Below are 16,012 nucleotides of genomic sequence, written 5' to 3'. Positions count from 1 at the left end.
CCGGCCTAGCCTTTCGTCTGGAGAAGCCCTGATGACCGATCGCGTCGAGATCGCCGGATTGCGGATTGCCCGCGAGCTTCATGATTTCGTCGTGAACGAGGCGCTGCCGGGCACCGGCATCGAGGCGGAGGCATTCTGGAACGGTTTTTCGGCCATCGTCCATGATCTCTCGCCAAAGAATCGGGCGCTGCTCGAAAAGCGCGACGCCATGCAGGACAAGCTCGACCGCTGGTACCGCGACAATGGCGCCCCCGTCGACATGGAGGCCTACAAGACGTTCCTCCGCGAGATCGGCTATCTCCTGCCCGAGGGGCCGGCGTTCAGCGTGACCACCGAAAATGTCGACCCGGAAATCGCTTCGGTCGCCGGGCCGCAGCTGGTGGTGCCGGTAATGAACGCGCGTTATGCGCTGAACGCCGCCAATGCGCGCTGGGGTTCGCTGTACGATGCGCTCTACGGCACCGATGCCATTCCGGAGACGGACGGTGCCGAGCGAGGCAACAAATTCAATCCGGCGCGCGGCGCCAAGGTCGTCGCCTGGGTGAAAAGCTTCTTCGACGAGGCGGTGCCGCTCACCACAGGCAAATGGGCTGGGGTGAACGGGCTTTCGGTCGCCAACGGCATGTTGCGGCTGGGCGAGGGTGCCGGCGCCACCACGCTTGCCGACCTCAAGCAGTTTGCCGGCTATCGCGGCGATGCCGCCAATCCCGAAGCCGTCCTGCTGGTCAAGAACGGCCTGCACATCGAAATCGTTGTCGACCACAACAACCAGATCGGCCGCACCGATCCGGCCGGCATTGCCGATGTCGTGCTGGAATCGGCGCTGACCACCATTCAGGACTGCGAGGATTCGGTCGCCGCGGTGGATGCGCAGGACAAGGTGCTGGTCTACCGCAACTGGCTCGGCCTGATGAAGGGCGACTTGGCGGAAGGGATCACCAAGGCCGGCAAGAGCTTTGTCCGCAGGCTCAACCCCGACCGCACCTATACTGCGCCGGATGGCGGCACGCTGACCTTGCCCGGCCGCTCGCTGATGCTGGTCAGGAATGTCGGCCACCTCATGACCAATCCGGCGATATCGGACCGCGACGGCAACGAGGTGCCGGAAGGCATCATGGATGCGGCGCTGACGGCGCTGATCGCGCTGCACGACATCGGCCCGAACGGGCGCCGCGCCAATTCTCGCGCGGGCTCGATGTACATCGTAAAACCCAAGATGCACGGGCCGGAGGAAGTTGCCTTCGCCGTCGAGATTTTCGACCGCGCCGAAGCGCTGCTCGGCATGGCCAGGAACACCATCAAGATGGGCATCATGGACGAGGAGCGGCGCACCACCGTCAACCTCAAGGAGGCGATCCGCGCCGCCAAAGACCGCGTCGTCTTCATCAACACCGGCTTCCTCGACCGCACTGGCGACGAGATCCACACCTCGATGGAAGCCGGCCCGATGATCCGCAAGGGCGACATGAAACAGGCCGCCTGGATTGCCGCCTACGAAGCCTGGAACGTCGATACCGGGCTGGAATGCGGGTTGGCCGGCCACGCCCAGATAGGCAAGGGCATGTGGGCGATGCCCGACCTGATGGCGGCAATGCTGGCCGAGAAGATCGCGCACCCCAAGGCCGGCGCCAACACCGCCTGGGTGCCGTCGCCGACGGCGGCGACGCTGCACGCCACGCACTACCACAAGGTCGACGTCCACGCCGTCCAGAAGGCGCTGAAAAGTCGGCCCAAGGCCAGGCTCGACGACATCCTGTCGGTGCCGGTAGCAAGGCGGCCGAACTGGTCGCCTGAAGACATCCAGAAGGAGCTCGACAACAACGCGCAAGGCATTCTGGGCTATGTCGTGCGCTGGATCGACCAGGGCGTCGGCTGCTCGAAAGTACCAGATATAAACGACGTCGGCCTGATGGAGGACCGCGCCACGCTGCGCATCTCCTCTCAGCACATCGCCAACTGGCTGCATCACCGCGTCTGCACGCCCGAGCAGGTCATGGAGACGATGAAGCGCATGGCGGCTATCGTCGATCGCCAGAACCAAGGCGATTCGCTCTACCGGCCGATGGCGCCGGAATTCGACAAGTCCATCGCCTTCCTCGCCGCCTGCGATCTCGTCTTCAAAGGCCGCGTCCAGCCCAACGGTTACACCGAGCCAGTGCTGCACGCGCGGAGGTTGGAATTGAAGGCGCAGCAGGGCGTGGGATGAAACCTGTAAAACCTATAACAGTCGGGCTATAAACGCTTGCGGATCGCCAAGCATTAAATGTTTTCACGATGCACTGTAGGGTGGAGGCTGGCCTTGACTGGCTATTACGATTTGCTCCGCAGATAGCGTGCGGGCGGATTTCGCGGGAGGGGGACGAATGAGCAAAAACAAGTCTGAACTAAACGTCAGGAAATTCTTGGTATCGATATTAGTTATTTGGGGGGCCCTGCTGCTCAACTCGCTGGCGATCCAAGCTGCAGAAGAGGTGCCGTTAGCTGTTCCTCTTATAAAATTGGAATACCCGGGAAATCCACCCAATATCCGGATGTTGTATGTTAAGGTGCTGTCCATCGGTAACCGAAAAATAAATCAACCACTCTTATTGGATACCGGATCCAGTGGCATGACGATCGACTGTGCTTCTGTGCTTCCGAGGAAGCTGTGTTCCGTCGAAGGTATAAAAATCACGAAAGATCTGGAACTAGATGGGATAACCGTCACCACCCAAAAAGCCGTCGTGAATTACGGAACCTATGACGAGTACGGAAATGTTGCCTTGGCTCGAGTGACTTTCGGCTCACGAGCCGCTTCCGTTTCTACTGAGGATTCCATCCCCTTCCTTATTCGATACAAAAAAGTTAGACGCAGCACAGGTGAAGTTGTCGGCGGTCGGCTCTGGCCAAAGGGCGTTTTTGGCATTTCCCCTATTGGAGGCGGGGGACCAGATCAAATGCTGAAATCGCCGATGGACGCTGTGAGTCCCAGAAATGGCTTGCGAAAGGGATATTATCTTTCCCCGATAGGGACCGATTGGAGAGCTTGCTCGAATGAGGATGCGAATTGCCCGGCGGTCAAGGCACTTCACATTGGAATATCGGACAGCGTGAAAAGCGAGTTCAATGCGGAAAAATGGAAAACAGCTAGCGATAGCTATAACTTTCCAACCATAGGTTCATGTATCCTATTGAACGAAAAAACAAGTTGCCGGCCGACGCTTTACGATACGGGAAACTCCACAATCGTAATAGCGGACAACCCGCCAAAAGATTCAAGCGGATCCATGGATGTCGGGACCAGAGTGGCGGTAAAAATCGCGATGTTGGGGGAGTGGAAGTTCGACACGTCATACGGATCCGAGTTGGAATTCTCTCCAACGATCGGCCACAACATCATTGGCATACGATATTTTGAAACGAATAGTTTACTAGTTGACCTCGAAGCGAAAGAGATCGGAATCCGCATCGGGAATTGACCAGAACTCTTCTTTGTATTCGGCCGTAGGACGGGACGCTCCTACGCCGCCTGCGCCATCCGCTCCGAACTCATGCGGTAGGAAATCGCTTCGGCCAGATGGATGCGGCCGACCGTCTCGCTGGCCTCGAGATCGGCCAGTGTCCGCGCCACCTTCAAGACGCGGTGGTAGGCTCGTGCGGAAAAGCCGAGCTTTTCGCTGGCATCCCTCAGCAGCGACAGGCCGGCGGCATCCGGCATGGCGATCTCCTCGATGACTGACGGCGAGCAATGCGCGTTGGTGGTGGCGGAGGTCGCGCCGAGCCGTTCGAAACGCTCACGCTGGATCGTACGGGCGCGGGCGACGCGTAGTGCCACAGCTGCGCTCTTCTCCGCCCGGTCCGGCCGGATCAGATCGGTGGCCGAGACCGCCGGCACCTCGATCCTGAGATCGATGCGATCGAGCAGCGGGCCGGAAATGCGCGCCTGGTAGTCGGTGCGGCAGCGGTCGCCGCGCAGGCAGCGATAGCCCGGCTCGCCGGCCATGCCGCAGCGGCACGGGTTCATCGCCGCGACCAGCTGGATGCGCGCCGGATAGGTGACGCGATGATTGGCGCGCGCGATCATGCAGTCGCCGGTCTCGAGCGGCTGGCGCAACGCATCGAGCGCCTGCGGTGAAAATTCCGGAAACTCGTCGAGGAACAGCACGCCGTGATGGGCGAGCGAGGCCTCGCCCGGCCGCACGCGCAACCCGCCACCGACCATCGCCGCCATCGAGGCCGAATGATGTGGGGCGCGGAACGGCCGCCGGTCGGTGAGCTTTCCTTCCCCGAGCTCGCCGGCCACCGAGGCGATCATCGAGACTTCGAGCAATTCCCTGGGCGCCAGCGGCGGCAGGATCGACGGCAGCCGCTGCGCCAGCATCGACTTTCCCGACCCCGGCGGCCCGACCATCAAAAGATTGTGGCCGCCGGCGGCCGCCACCTCCAGCGCCCGCTTGGCGGTCTCCTGGCCCTTGATGTCGGCAAGGTCGGGCAGGTCGCGCGCCGCGGCATGGATGCCGGCTTCCGGCCGTGACAGAACCTGCGTGCCGCGAAAATGATTGGCGATGGCAATCAGGCTGCGCGGCGCCAATATGTCGAAATCCTTGCCGGCCCAGGCGGCTTCCGGCCCGCAGGCGAACGGGCAGATCAGGCCCTTGCCTTCGGCATTGGCGCCGATCGCCGCCGGCAGCGCGCCGGCCACCGCGGCAATGGTTCCGTCGAGCGACAATTCGCCAAGCACGACATAGCCGGCCAGCATGTCGCCCGGAATGGCACCGAGCGCCGCCATCAGCCCGAGCGCGATTGGCAAATCGTAGTGGCTGCCTTCCTTCGGCAGGTCGGCGGGTGCCAGATTGACGGTGACCTTCTTCGACGGCATCGACAGGCCGGATGCATGAAGTGCTGCCTGCACCCGCTCGCGGCTTTCGGCTACAGCCTTGTCGGCCAGCCCGACGATGTGCATGTTGACCTTGCCCGGCGCGATCATCACCTGCACGTCGACCGGCACGGCCTCGATGCCTTGGAAAGCAACCGTGCGAACCCGCGCCACCATGTCTTCACCCCGGATGCGGCTTTTGCCCCAAGCCTTTGCGATCATGCCGCGAACGGCGTCACCGGAGACAACCACAGATTTCCGGCGAAGGCAAGAACATTTGGGGAACGGCTGAACGCAACGGCTGCGATGGTTTGCAACGCGGCCGCTCGCGAAGCGAGGCTAGCTGCGCTTCTCCTCCACCGCATTCCAGAACAGGCTGGCGATGTCGGCGCCGCCGAAGCGCTGCACTTCGCGTATGCCGGTCGGTGAGGTCACGTTGATCTCGGTCATGTAGTCGCCGATGACGTCGATGCCGACGAGGATGAAGCCGCGCTCCTTCAGCGAGGGGCCGATGCGGGCGCAGATCTCGCGTTCGCGTTCCGTCAGCTCGGTCTTTTCGGCGCGGCCGCCGACATGCATGTTGGAGCGCGAATCGTGCTCGGCCGGCACGCGGTTGATGGCGCCGACAGGCTCGCCGTCGATCAGGATGATGCGCTTGTCGCCAGCCCGCACCTCCTTGAGGTAGCGCTGCACGATGTAGGGTTCGCGGAACATCTGGCCGAACATTTCGAGCAGCGAGGCGAGGTTGCGGTCGGCCTCATGCAGGTGGAAGATGCCGGCGCCGCCATTGCCGTAGAGCGGCTTGACGATGATATCGCCGAACTCCTTGCGGAAGGCGGCGACCTCGAGCGGATCCTTGGTGATCAGCGTGTCCGGCATCAGGTCGGGAAATTCCGTGACGAAGATCTTTTCCGGGCTGTTGCGCACCCAGGCCGGGTCGTTGACCACCAGCGTCTTCGGATGGATGCGCTCGAGGATATGCGTGGTGGTGATGTAGTTCATGTCGAAGGGCGGATCCTGCCGCAAAAGGATGACGTCCATCTCCGATAGGTCGGTGCGGACTTCTTCGCCCAGCGAATAATGGTTGCCCTTCTCGTCGCGGACCTGCATCGCCTCGATACGGGCAAACACCTTGCCGTCGCGCAGCGACAGCCGGTTGGGCGTGTAGTGGAACAACTGGTGCCCGCGCCGCTGCGCTTCCAGCGACAGCGCAAACGACGTGTCGCCGGCAATCGACACGGTGGAGATGTGGTCCATCTGGACGGCGACTTTCAGGGGCATGGGTGCTCTCCGGCGCACTTGGAGCGACGTGCGTCCACCTGGACGCACATACGCTCCAACATTCTTGAATCCATGCATCGTGCTTTCCGAAAATCGATTGCGATTTTTCGGGCCGATGCATCGACGACAGCGATATAAGGAAATCGGCGGCCTCTGCCAATCGGCCAAGGTCATGATGAGGCTGCGCTTCGCTTGGCGCAGACCCCAATGCGATATGCGTTCAGCGGTCGAAGACCAGCCTGGAATAGCCGAGGAAGGACAGCGCCGTGGTAACCAGTGAGGCGACCGCAAGGGCGACGAGCGGCGGCACCATCGGCAGCGCGAACAGCATGGCGCAATAGACGAGATAATTGACGAGGCTGGTGGCAATGCCGACGCCGCCATAGCGTGCGCCCTCTTGCGCGACGCCGCGGCTGGAAGGCGAGAAGGTCAGATGGCGGTTGATCAGCCAGGTGACGGACAGGGCAAAACCGATCGAGATGATGCGAGCCGCGAAGGGGCCAAGCGGCGCTATCGCCAACACCAGCCAAAGCGCCGCCGCGTCGGCGACGAAGCCGATGCCGCCGGCGACAATGAAGCGGGCGAGGCGTCCCATTTAGGGCTCTAAGCCGCCCGCGGGGTCTTGCGCGGTCCGGTCTTCAAAGTCGCAAGCGCACTTGCGCGTTCGCGTTCGACGCGGCCGGAAGGCATCGACAGATAGAAGATACGCTTCTGCTCGGCCCGGCCGCGCGACACCGAATCGAGGATTACCCCGGTCACCGCCGCCAGCATCGACAGCAGCAGCAGCCCGACCGACAGCACCCACGTCGGCATGCGCGGCACAAGCCCGGTTTCGGCGAACTCGATCAGCACCGGCGCCATCAGAAACAGGCTTGATGCCAGGAAGAACACCGAAAAAGCGCCGAAGAAACGCAGCGGCTGGGTCTCCTTCATCAGCATGGCGAACATCCACAGGATCTTCGCGCCGTCGCGAAAGGTCGATAGCTTCGACGAGGAGCCTTCCGGCCGTCGGCCATAGTCGAGCCCGATCTCACTGACCGGCAGTTTGAGTTGCGAGGCGTGCACCGACATTTCGGTCTCGATCTCGAAGCCGCCGGAAACCGCGGGAAAGCTCTTGACGAAGCGCCGAGTGAAGGCGCGGTAGCCGGAGAAGATATCGGTGAAGTCGGAGCCGAACAGCCGCTTGTAGAGGCTGTTGAAGATGCGGTTGCCGAAGGCATGACCGGTCCTGCCGCCATCGTCGGTGACGCCGCGCCTGGTGCCCACCGCCATGTCGGAGCGCTCGGTCAGCAGCGTGTTGATCAGTTGCGGCGCGTCCTCCGGCGTATAGGTGCCGTCGCCGTCGGCCATCAGGTAGATGTCGGCCTCGATGTCGGCGAACATGCGGCGCACGACATTGCCTTTGCCTTGGCGCGGCTCGCGCACCACGATGGCGCCGGCGGCGCGGGCTCGGAGCGCCGTCAGGTCGCGCGAATTGTTGTCGTAGACATAGATCGCGGCGGCAGGCAGCGTTTCGCGAAAGCGCCGCACCACTTCGCCGATCGTCAGCTCCTCATTGTAGCAAGGCAGCAGCACGGCGATGCTCGGCTCATGGCGCACGTCTTGTGGCATTTTCGTCTCCGGATGCCCTGTGAGGCCCCTGACCGCTCAAACGCCGGCCTCGCTCGGGCGGCTTTACTATTTATTGAAGCTGTTAAGGCTAGGTTTAAGCCGCCCCGTATTCCTTCCAAAGGTCCTGATATGAGCACAGCCGACGATGGCGCCTCCATTTGGAGGTCCGATATCGCGCTGGCGCTGCTTGCCACGGTGCTGGCGCTTGCCGTCAATGCCTTTGCCGGCTTCCCGGCACTGACCAATGCCGGCGGCGACAACGACAATCTGCTGCGCCTCGTCGAAGTTCGCGACATGCTCGCCGGCCAAAGCTGGTTCGATCTCCACCAGTACAGGATGGGCCTGCAAGGCGGCTTCGTCATGCATTGGTCGCGGCTGGTCGATGCGCCGATCGCCACCATCATCATCGCCGTATCGGCCCTGACCGGCGGCGCGGCCTTTGCCGAGAATGTTGCGCAGGTCCTGTGGCCGGCGCTGCTCTTCTGCCTGACCGTATTTTTCACGGCTCGCGCCGCGCGCAGCTTTGCCGGGTGCGGCGCTGTGCTGCCGGCTGTCGTCGTTGGCGCTGCCGCACTGCATTTCCTCGGCATTTTTTCGCCTGGCGCGCTCGATCACCACAATATCCAGCTGATGCTGAGCATGGCCAGCCTGAGCTTGTTGCTTGAAGCGCCGTTGCGCAAGGCGGCGGCATTGCTCTCCGGCCTATGCGCCGGATTGATGCTGGCCATCGGTATGGAAACCGCGCCCTACGTTGCCACCATCGGCGCCTATGTCGCCATGCTGTTTGCCCTCGACGTCAATGGCGAGAGGCTGATCGCCAGGGATTTCGGCCTCGGCTTTGCCGGCGTCTCCGCCCTCGTCTTTGTCGTCACCATTCCGTGGTCCGCCTGGGGTCAGGCGCAATGCGACGCCTTCTCGGCCGTGCAGTTCGTCGTCGCAGCGATTGCCGGAACCGGTCTTGCAACCATAGCGTCGACCGAGTCGGCGGGCCGCACGCGCCAACGGCGCATCGCCTCACTTGGCCTGCTCGCCATGCTATTGAGCGCTGTCGTCGTCTTGTTGTTCCCACAATGCCTGGCAGCGCCCTACGCCAACCTCGATCCGCGCCTCAAGGAGCTGTGGCTTGATCACATCGACGAGGCGCAGTCGCTGTTAAAGCTGCTCGCTGAAGATCCGGCCGGGGTGGTGGCGCGCTATGCCACGCCGCTGATTGCGCTCGTGCTGATGGCGCTTCGCCTTGGCCGTGGCGGCTGGCGACGGCAGGACAGCCTTGTCGGCGCGCTGCTTGTCGTGGCATTCATCGTCAGCGCCTGGCAGGTGCGCGGTTCGACATTCTCGATCGCCTTCGCTGTCATCCCGCTTGCCGCCTGGATTGCCAAATGGCGTCAACGGGCCGAGGCCAGCGCGTCGCGCGGTGTGGCGCTGCGCATGGCTGCCGTCTGGCTGGTTTCGGTGAATGCGGTCTGGACTGGGGCTGCCGCGGCGACCTCGGTGGCCTTCGAAAACAGCAACACCACGGCGGATAATGGCGACGACACCGATGTCGCTTGCCAGCGCAAGGCCTCCTTTGCGGCACTCGGCCGCCTGCCCGGCACCACCGTGCTGGCAATTTCCAATCTCGGATCGCCTATCCTGGCCTATTCCGGACATCGCGTCTTCGCCGGGCCTTATCATCGCAACGTCGCCGGCAACCTGCTGGCGCTCGATGCCTTCCTTGGGTCCGATGCCGATGCCAGGACGGTCTTGGCGGATCATAACGTCGGCCTCGTCGCGCTGTGCCCCGGCAGCGCCGAAAGCAAGCTCCTCGCAGCCAAGGCGCCGACGGGCTTTCTTGCCGGGCTGATGCGCGGCAGCGTGCCGGAATGGCTTGCGCCGGTTGCCGGGACCAGCGGAGCCGCCGTCGAATTGTACCGCGTCCGGCTGGGCGGCTGATCGATCGGCGGCGCGTGCGGCCTTTTGTCGGACATAAGTCGCGTCAATCCACTCTTTCGCCCTTGCCCGCCCGACACGGCTGGATAGGATGCGCGCCGGCCGACCGAGATCATTGGACCGGGAGAGAATTTCATGATGCCATCGGCACGCTTTGCCGACCTCGAAGGCGCTTCGGTGCTGATCACCGGCGGCGGCTCCGGCATTGGTGCTGCCTTGACCGAAGGTTTTGTCCGCCAGGGGGCAAAGGTCGCCTTCATCGATATCGCCGACCGTCCGAGCCTGGCGCTGGCCGATCGGTTAGACAAGGAGCTCGGCCGGCGGCCGTTCTATCTCAAGACCGACATACGCGACATCGAGGCATTGCGGGTATCGATCGCCAAAGCCGCCGAGGCGCATGGCAACGTGACCGTGCTGGTCAACAATGCCGCTCAGGATGACCGTCATGCCGTCGAAGACGTCACGGTCGAGTTCTGGGACAACAACCATGCCATCAACCTGCGCCCGCATTTCTTCAGCGCGCAGGCGGTGGCGCCGGGCATGAAGCGGGCCGGCGGCGGCTCGATAATCAATTTCACCTCGACCTCGTTTCTCATCAACCATCCCGATATGCCGGCCTATACCGCCGCCAAGGCCGGGATCGTCGGCCTTACCAAGGGTCTCGCCGGCAAGCTCGGTGCCGACGGCATTCGCGTCAACGCGATCGCGCCCGGCTGGGTAATCACCGAGCGGCAGAGAAAGCTCTGGGTCACCGAACAGGCGCTCGCCGCTCACGTCGCCAAGCAGTGCATCAAGCGTGTGATGCAGCCGGAAGACATTGTCGGCACCGTGCTGTTCCTGGCGTCGGATGCTTCACGCATGCTGACCGCGCAGATGCTGATCGTCGACGGGGGGTTCCTGTGATCTCACCGAGCAAGGCAGCTTCCGTCGCGGCCGTCGACTGGGGCACCACCCGCATGAGGGTATGGCTGCTCGACGGCACCGGCGACGTTCTCTCCGAGCGGCGCGGCGATGACGGACTGATCACCGCTCAGGCTAAAGGGTTTTCGTCCATTCTCGAAGGGCATCTGGCCGCCATGGGCGCACCCGAAAACCTGCCGGTCATCATTTGCGGCATGGCCGGCTCGCGCCAGGGCTGGCTGGAGGCGCCCTATGTCAGCGTTCCCACGCCAATCGGCGCTATCCTGGCCGAAGCTGCCCGCATTCCCGGCCAGCGCCGCGATATCCGCATCGTGCCCGGCCTTGCCCAGCGCCTCGCCGATGCACCTGACGTCATGCGCGGTGAGGAAACGCAGCTTGCCGGAGCCGGTTTGCCGGCAAAGGGACGTCACCTCGTCTGCATGCCCGGCACCCATTCGAAATGGGTGCTGGTCGAGGACGGCTCCGTTGCCGGGTTCGGCACCTGGCCGACCGGCGAGCTGTTTTCGGTGCTCGCCGCGCACTCGATCCTGCGCCATTCGCTGGGCGAGCCGCCGCAGCCGGTTGCCGCCGAAAGTCCGTTTTTTCGGGACTGGTGCCTGAAGGCGTTGGCCGAAGGCGGTGACGTCGTTTCAAGTTTGTTCTCGATCCGCGCTGCTAGCCTGTTGCAGGACCTGAAGCCCGAAGATGCCGCCGCCTGCCTGTCCGGCCTGCTGATCGGCGGCGAGATCGCTTCGGCAAATCGCCGTTATGGAGCAAGCGCTGTGCCCGTCGTGCTGATCGCGTCGGGCGCACTCGGCACCCTCTATGCCGAGGCGCTCGGCCTTGCCGGGCTCGCTTTCAGGGCCGTCGACGCCGACGAGGCGGTGCGTGCCGGCCTTGCCGAAGCCGCGCGCGAAAATGGCATGATCGCCAAAAATGGAGTTGTCGCATGACCGAAACCGCACCTTTTCCAAAGCTCGAGCGGGGTCTGGTCGCGATCCTGCGCGGCCTGAAGCCAGGCGAGGCGGTGGCGATCGGCCAGGCGATCTTCGGCGCCGGCATTGAAGCGATCGAGGTGCCGCTCAACTCGCCCGAGCCCTTTGCCTCCATCGCCAGCATTGTCGAAGCGCTTCCTCCGACAGCTCTGGTCGGCGCCGGCACGGTGCTCACCGCCGCCGATGTCGACGGTCTGCACAAAGCCGGCGGGCGGCTGCTGGTCAGCCCCAATATCGATGCCGAGGTCATGGGCCCTGCCATGCAGTACGGTATGGTGACGATGCCCGGCGTGTTCACGCCAACCGAGGCATTCCAGGCCATCCGGCTCGGTGCTTCGGCACTGAAATTCTTCCCGGCGAGCGTGCTTGGCGCGGCAGGCATTTCGGCGATGCGCGCGGTGCTGCCGGCCAATGTGCTGGTCGGCGCCGTCGGCGGCGTTTCAGACAAGGATTTTGCCGGCTACAAGGCAGCCGGCGTCAGCGTCTTCGGTCTTGGCTCCAGCCTGTTCAAGCCGGGAATGAGCGTCGACGAAGTGGCAGCACGGGCGAAAGCCGCAGTTCAGGCCTGGGACGCGGCGTTTGGAGTGGCATGATGAGCGAGACCATCGTTTCGGTTTTTTCCGACCACGTCTGCCAACTCGGCGAGGGACCAAGCTATGACCCCGCCACCGACACGCTCTACTGGTTCGACATCGTCAACGGCCAGCTCCTGGAAAAGCGTTTGTCCGGCGGTGCGGTCAAGATCCACGAGCTCCACCAGATGGCCAGTGCGATTGCCGTCATCGACGACCGGCGTCAGCTGATCGCCACGGAAACCGGCCTGCATGTCCGCGACGTCGCGACCGGCAAGCTGACGCTGCACACGCCGATCGAGGCCGACAATCCGCTCACCCGCTCGAACGATTCACGCGTTCACCCTTGCGGCGCCCTCTGGGTCGGCACCATGGGCAAGGGCGAGGAGAAGGCCGCCGGTTCGATCTACTGGTTCTTCAAGGGCGAGCTGCGCCGGCTCTATGCGGATATCACGGTGCCCAATTCGATCTGCTTTTCCGAAGATGGGACCATCGCCTATTACACCGACACCAGCACCGGGCTGTTGATGCGCGTCGGCTGCGATCCGGCGACCGGCCTGCCGGTTGGCGAACCGAAGGTCTTCGTCGACCACCGTTCGGCCAAGGGCTATATCGATGGTTCGGTGCTCGACCGCGACGGCATATTGTGGAACGCCTGCTGGGGCGGCAGCGTCGTCGAAGCCTATGGGCCCGACGGCAAACTTGTCCGTTCGGTGGCGATGCCGGTCACGCAACCGTCCTGTCCGGCTTTTGTCGGCGGGAATGCCGACCGGCTCGCGGTCACCTCCGCCTGGTCGGGCAAGAGCGAGAAGCAGCGCCTGCTCGACCCGCAAGCCGGCATGACGTTTATGCTCGACATTCCGGTCAATGGTCGCTTCGAGCCGCGCGTGTTGATTGCCTGAGAGCAGTTGCTGTCGTGCGGGCACCCGGCTGACGTCGATTCCGCGAAAGCCGAATGCGCTCGCCGTGCGATGCTAGAACGGTTCATCGTTTCGCGGGAACGCTGAACCGCTCTATCTCTTTGTTTGAAGCAATTCCGGACGGAAAACCGTTTCACACTTTTCCTGGAATTGCTCTAGCAATCGTGCTGCCGGGAAATCGTTCAGTCATGTCAAGCCGCAAGCCGAAGCTGATCCTTGTCTACGAGCCGGAACAGGCCTGCTTCGATCGGCTGGTCACCGACAATCATGTGCCGGAGCGTGCCGCCGAAATCGCCTCCTACCTGGCGCAATCGACCGACATCGCCGCTGAATTCGACGCACTTGCCGCCGCTTGCCAAACGCGCGGCTTGTCGTTTGCGCCGGTGGCGCTCGACGACGCCGCAAGCGTTCTCGCCGGCGAAGTTCCGAAGACCTCGCTTGTCTGGACGTTGACCGACGGCATTGCCTATTTCCGCGGCGGCGCGGCACCGGCTCTGGCACGGCTGAATGGCTTCGACGCGATCGGCGCCGACGATGCGTTGTTCGCGCTCTGCCAAGACAAGTTCCGGTCCGGCGCCGTGCTCGGCGCGCTTGGCCTGCCGGTGCCGCAGGCGGGCCTTGCCCGTGACGGCGCGTGGCTGGTCGCGCCGCCGGCCTCGCCGGCCGGCTGGTTCGTCAAGCCGAACCGGCTCGGCGCCAAGATCGGCATCTGGCCGGATTCGCGCTGTCACGATCTCGGCCACGCGCTAAAGCTTAGCCGGCGCGTATTCGCCGCCTATCGCGACGATGTCGTCGTCCAGCCCTATGTCCCCGGACGCAATGTGCGGGCCAGCTTTCTCGGCCTGAAGCCGGATACCGGCATTGAGGCGCTCGGCGTCGCCTTTGTCGATTCGGGCGGCGATTTCCAAACCATGCAGGACAGCTTGGCGCTTTACGGCAATACCGGCGAAGCGGCCAAAGCCACGGGAAATTACGCCGAGCCGTTGCTGCTTCCCGTTGGCGCCAGCCAGCCTCGAGCCGATGCAAGAATCCGTCGCATCGCCGAAAGCATGATGGTCGGGCTTGGCCTGCGGGACGTCTTTTCCATCGACTTCCGGGTCGAAGCCGACGACAGCGTGCATGTCATCGAGTTCGAGGTCTGCCCGGGCCTGCCTTGCTTCGATTTTCGCGATTACTGTCGCAAGCAATGGGGCCTGAGCCTCGCCGATGCGATGGCGGAGGCAGCGGCGAACCGGCTTCGCGCCTAAATCCCCTCGACCAGGACGATTTCGCCATCGGCCACCTTCTGGCGGATCGCGACGGCGCGCTGGTATTCGGGCGAGTGGTAGCAGTCATGCGCCACCGCAAGCGACGGAAATTCGATGATCACGTTGCGGTCGCGGCCCGGTCCCTCTGCCTTCTCATGCGCGCCGCCGCGCGCCAGGAACTTGGCGCCGAAGCGGTCGAAGGCCAGCTTGGCGGCTGCGACATAGTCTTTGTAGCCTTCCGCATCGCGCACATCGACGCGAGCGATCCAGTATCCCTTGGGCATGGTATTTCTCCGGGTTAATTCCTGGCATCAGGCCGAGCGCATTTCATCGAGAATGGCTTCCGCCGCCGCCCGCCTGTCGGTGGCGCCGACGATCGGCCGGCCAACGACGAGATGGCTGGAGCCGTTGCGGATCGCCTGCGCCGGCGTCACCACGCGTTTCTGGTCGCCATGGTCGCTGCCCTTCGGTCGGATTCCCGGCGTCACTACCGCCAGATCGGGGCCGACGATGCGGCGTACCGCCTCCGCTTCCTCGGCCGAACAGACGATGCCGCCCATGCCGGCATGCAGCGCCTGCTCGGAGCGCCTCAGCACCAGCGTATGCGGGTCATACTCATAGCCGGCGTCGATCACGTCTTGCTCGTCCATCGAGGTCAGCACGGTAACCCCGAGCAGGCAAAGGTCGCTGCCCCTGGCAGCCTCGACCGCCGCCTTCATCGTCTTCGGATAGGCGTGGATGGTCAGCATGCTCATGCCCATCCTGACGATGTTGTCGACCCCCTTGGCAACGGTGTTATCGATGTCGAGCAGCTTCATGTCGAGAAAGATCCTGGTGCCGCCGCTGGCCAGCTCGCGGGCGAAGTCGAGCCCGCCGGCAAAGGCGAGCTGGTAGCCGATCTTGTAGAAGGAGACGATCCCGTCGAGCTCGCGCACCGCCTTCTCGGCTTCCCTCAGCGTCGGCAGGTCGAGGCCGACGATCAGCCTTTCCTGAATTGTGTCGGCACGCGCGGCGTCCGGGATCATGCCTCGATCCGCGTCGACAGCATGCGCGAGGTTTCGATCAGCGTTCGGCATAGGTGCTCCATCGATTGGCGTAGTCTTTCGTCCCGGAAGTTGCCTTCGTCGTCGAAGGCGCTACCGCCCTCCGGCACCGAACACTCCGGTGTTACCACCTCCATCCGGCAGCGCACCAGCACAGCGCGCAGATGGTTGATGCAGCGTATCCCTGCAAAGGGTCCGCTGGAAGACGAGCACAGGCCGGCGACCTTGCCGGCAAGCGGCCTGAACGTCCGGCCCCCATCCTTGCGCAGTTGGCTCACCCAGTCGATGGTGTTCTTGAGCAGCGGCGGAATGGAGCCGTTGTATTCGGGCGTCGCGATCAGCAGGCCGTCATGGGCGGCGATCATCCGGCCGAGCCTGACGGCGTTTTCGGGAATGCCTTCGTCCTTTTCCAGATCCTGGTCGAGGATCGGCAACGGGTAGTCGGCGAGCGAGATGCGGGTCACCTCCGCGCCCTGCATGGCAAGTTCCTTCTGCGCCACGTCGGCAGTCCTGCCGCTATAGGCGCCGCTGCGCACCGAACCGGCGACGACGAGAATTTTCGGGGTGATCGGCATCGCAATCCCTTGCTGTGGCGGCAGCTATAGGCGATGCGTGGGATGAATCAATAGCCGAGATTGCGACACGCATTTAGCGCTGGC

At 63.4% G+C, this 16,012-nt stretch carries 15 protein-coding genes; 8 read left to right on the top strand and 7 right to left on the bottom strand.

What is annotated here, in order from left to right:
• Positions 1-31 precede the first annotated feature (31 nt).
• Together NKJ35_RS16110 and NKJ35_RS16105 are read left to right on the top strand one after the other, a co-directional pair.
• On the top strand, positions 32-2,206 hold the full coding sequence (locus NKJ35_RS16110) for a malate synthase G (protein WP_352648379.1): 2,175 nt from the start codon (positions 32-34) through the stop codon (positions 2,204-2,206).
• A 157-nt stretch (positions 2,207-2,363) separates the two neighbouring features.
• Entirely contained in the window at positions 2,364-3,458 is a 1,095-nt protein-coding gene (locus NKJ35_RS16105) for a hypothetical protein (RefSeq protein WP_352648377.1), read from the top strand.
• A gap of 41 nt (positions 3,459-3,499) precedes the next feature.
• Here the strand turns inward: NKJ35_RS16105 and NKJ35_RS16100 are convergent, their stop codons facing one another.
• From NKJ35_RS16100 to NKJ35_RS16085, 4 genes are all read right to left on the bottom strand, one after another.
• Positions 3,500-5,032 (bottom strand): YifB family Mg chelatase-like AAA ATPase, encoded by a 1,533-nt coding sequence (locus NKJ35_RS16100; RefSeq protein WP_352648603.1) that lies wholly within the window; start codon positions 5,030-5,032, stop codon positions 3,500-3,502.
• A 162-nt stretch (positions 5,033-5,194) separates the two neighbouring features.
• Positions 5,195-6,136, bottom strand: coding sequence for a glutathione synthase (gshB, locus tag NKJ35_RS16095; protein WP_352476888.1), 942 nt, complete (start codon positions 6,134-6,136; stop codon positions 5,195-5,197).
• 220 nt (positions 6,137-6,356) lie between these two features.
• Positions 6,357-6,731: a GtrA family protein gene (locus NKJ35_RS16090; RefSeq protein WP_352648375.1), complete on the bottom strand. Its 375-nt coding sequence runs from the start codon at positions 6,729-6,731 to the stop codon at positions 6,357-6,359.
• A gap of 8 nt (positions 6,732-6,739) precedes the next feature.
• A complete protein-coding gene (locus tag NKJ35_RS16085; RefSeq protein WP_352648374.1) occupies positions 6,740-7,747 on the bottom strand; it encodes a glycosyltransferase in 1,008 nt (335 codons plus the stop codon).
• Between the two features lie 129 nt (positions 7,748-7,876).
• Between NKJ35_RS16085 and NKJ35_RS16080 the strand changes: the two genes are divergently transcribed.
• The 6 genes from NKJ35_RS16080 (at position 7,877) to NKJ35_RS16055 (ending at position 14,310) form a co-directional block, all read left to right on the top strand.
• A complete protein-coding gene (locus NKJ35_RS16080) occupies positions 7,877-9,679 on the top strand; it encodes a GtrA family protein (protein ID WP_352648372.1) in 1,803 nt (600 codons plus the stop codon).
• A gap of 132 nt (positions 9,680-9,811) precedes the next feature.
• Positions 9,812-10,579, top strand: coding sequence for an SDR family NAD(P)-dependent oxidoreductase (locus tag NKJ35_RS16075; RefSeq protein WP_352648370.1), 768 nt, complete (start codon positions 9,812-9,814; stop codon positions 10,577-10,579).
• Positions 10,579-11,529 carry a 2-dehydro-3-deoxygalactonokinase gene (locus NKJ35_RS16070; RefSeq protein WP_352648601.1) on the top strand — a complete coding sequence of 317 codons (951 nt, stop codon included), beginning with the start codon at positions 10,579-10,581 and terminating at the stop codon, positions 11,527-11,529. The genes NKJ35_RS16075 and NKJ35_RS16070 overlap by 1 nt, the downstream gene beginning before the upstream one ends.
• Positions 11,526-12,164, top strand: a complete 639-nt coding sequence (locus tag NKJ35_RS16065) for a 2-dehydro-3-deoxy-6-phosphogalactonate aldolase (RefSeq protein ID WP_352476892.1) — start codon at positions 11,526-11,528, stop codon at positions 12,162-12,164. The genes NKJ35_RS16070 and NKJ35_RS16065 overlap by 4 nt, the downstream gene beginning before the upstream one ends.
• On the top strand, positions 12,164-13,045 hold the full coding sequence (locus tag NKJ35_RS16060; RefSeq protein WP_352476893.1) for an SMP-30/gluconolactonase/LRE family protein: 882 nt from the start codon (positions 12,164-12,166) through the stop codon (positions 13,043-13,045). Before NKJ35_RS16065 ends, NKJ35_RS16060 begins: the two co-directional genes overlap by 1 nt.
• 206 nt (positions 13,046-13,251) lie before the next feature.
• A complete protein-coding gene (locus NKJ35_RS16055; protein ID WP_352648367.1) occupies positions 13,252-14,310 on the top strand; it encodes a D-alanine--D-alanine ligase family protein in 1,059 nt (352 codons plus the stop codon).
• Here the strand turns inward: NKJ35_RS16055 and NKJ35_RS16050 are convergent.
• From NKJ35_RS16050 to NKJ35_RS16040, 3 genes are read right to left on the bottom strand one after another with little or no spacing between them, the layout of a single operon-like run.
• Entirely contained in the window at positions 14,307-14,594 is a 288-nt protein-coding gene (locus NKJ35_RS16050; RefSeq protein ID WP_254815722.1) for a DUF1330 domain-containing protein, read from the bottom strand. The genes NKJ35_RS16055 and NKJ35_RS16050 overlap by 4 nt on opposite strands.
• Before the next feature lie 27 nt (positions 14,595-14,621).
• On the bottom strand, positions 14,622-15,335 hold the full coding sequence (gene pyrF, locus NKJ35_RS16045) for an orotidine-5'-phosphate decarboxylase (protein WP_254815723.1): 714 nt from the start codon (positions 15,333-15,335) through the stop codon (positions 14,622-14,624).
• Positions 15,332-15,928 carry an NADPH-dependent FMN reductase gene (locus NKJ35_RS16040; RefSeq protein WP_254815724.1) on the bottom strand — a complete coding sequence of 199 codons (597 nt, stop codon included), beginning with the start codon at positions 15,926-15,928 and terminating at the stop codon, positions 15,332-15,334. The genes pyrF and NKJ35_RS16040 overlap by 4 nt, the downstream gene beginning before the upstream one ends.
• Positions 15,929-16,012: the final 84 nt, after the last annotated feature.

This window comes from Mesorhizobium sp. M0136 (genome assembly GCF_040322515.1).
Lineage (GTDB): Bacteria > Pseudomonadota > Alphaproteobacteria > Rhizobiales > Rhizobiaceae > Mesorhizobium.
The sequence above is the reverse complement of the archived record's forward strand: the minus strand, read 5'-3'. Positions and strand labels throughout refer to the sequence as shown.

What these genes read in the sequence shown, in the direction of transcription:
- NKJ35_RS16065 (WP_352476892.1), top strand. Translation starts at nt 11,526, where the DNA reads ATGACCGAAACCGCACCTTTTCCAAAGCTCGAGCGGGGTCTGGTCGCG.
- NKJ35_RS16100 (WP_352648603.1), bottom strand. Translation starts at nt 5,032, where the DNA reads ATGGTGGCGCGGGTTCGCACGGTTGCTTTCCAAGGCATCGAGGCCGTG.
- NKJ35_RS16090 (WP_352648375.1), bottom strand. Translation starts at nt 6,731, where the DNA reads ATGGGACGCCTCGCCCGCTTCATTGTCGCCGGCGGCATCGGCTTCGTC.
- NKJ35_RS16105 (WP_352648377.1), top strand. Translation starts at nt 2,364, where the DNA reads ATGAGCAAAAACAAGTCTGAACTAAACGTCAGGAAATTCTTGGTATCG.
- NKJ35_RS16085 (WP_352648374.1), bottom strand. Translation starts at nt 7,747, where the DNA reads ATGCCACAAGACGTGCGCCATGAGCCGAGCATCGCCGTGCTGCTGCCT.
- gshB (WP_352476888.1), bottom strand. Translation starts at nt 6,136, where the DNA reads ATGCCCCTGAAAGTCGCCGTCCAGATGGACCACATCTCCACCGTGTCG.
- NKJ35_RS16050 (WP_254815722.1), bottom strand. Translation starts at nt 14,594, where the DNA reads ATGCCCAAGGGATACTGGATCGCTCGCGTCGATGTGCGCGATGCGGAA.
- NKJ35_RS16040 (WP_254815724.1), bottom strand. Translation starts at nt 15,928, where the DNA reads ATGCCGATCACCCCGAAAATTCTCGTCGTCGCCGGTTCGGTGCGCAGC.
- NKJ35_RS16075 (WP_352648370.1), top strand. Translation starts at nt 9,812, where the DNA reads ATGATGCCATCGGCACGCTTTGCCGACCTCGAAGGCGCTTCGGTGCTG.
- pyrF (WP_254815723.1), bottom strand. Translation starts at nt 15,335, where the DNA reads ATGATCCCGGACGCCGCGCGTGCCGACACAATTCAGGAAAGGCTGATC.
- NKJ35_RS16080 (WP_352648372.1), top strand. Translation starts at nt 7,877, where the DNA reads ATGAGCACAGCCGACGATGGCGCCTCCATTTGGAGGTCCGATATCGCG.
- NKJ35_RS16110 (WP_352648379.1), top strand. Translation starts at nt 32, where the DNA reads ATGACCGATCGCGTCGAGATCGCCGGATTGCGGATTGCCCGCGAGCTT.
- NKJ35_RS16055 (WP_352648367.1), top strand. Translation starts at nt 13,252, where the DNA reads ATGTCAAGCCGCAAGCCGAAGCTGATCCTTGTCTACGAGCCGGAACAG.
- NKJ35_RS16060 (WP_352476893.1), top strand. Translation starts at nt 12,164, where the DNA reads ATGAGCGAGACCATCGTTTCGGTTTTTTCCGACCACGTCTGCCAACTC.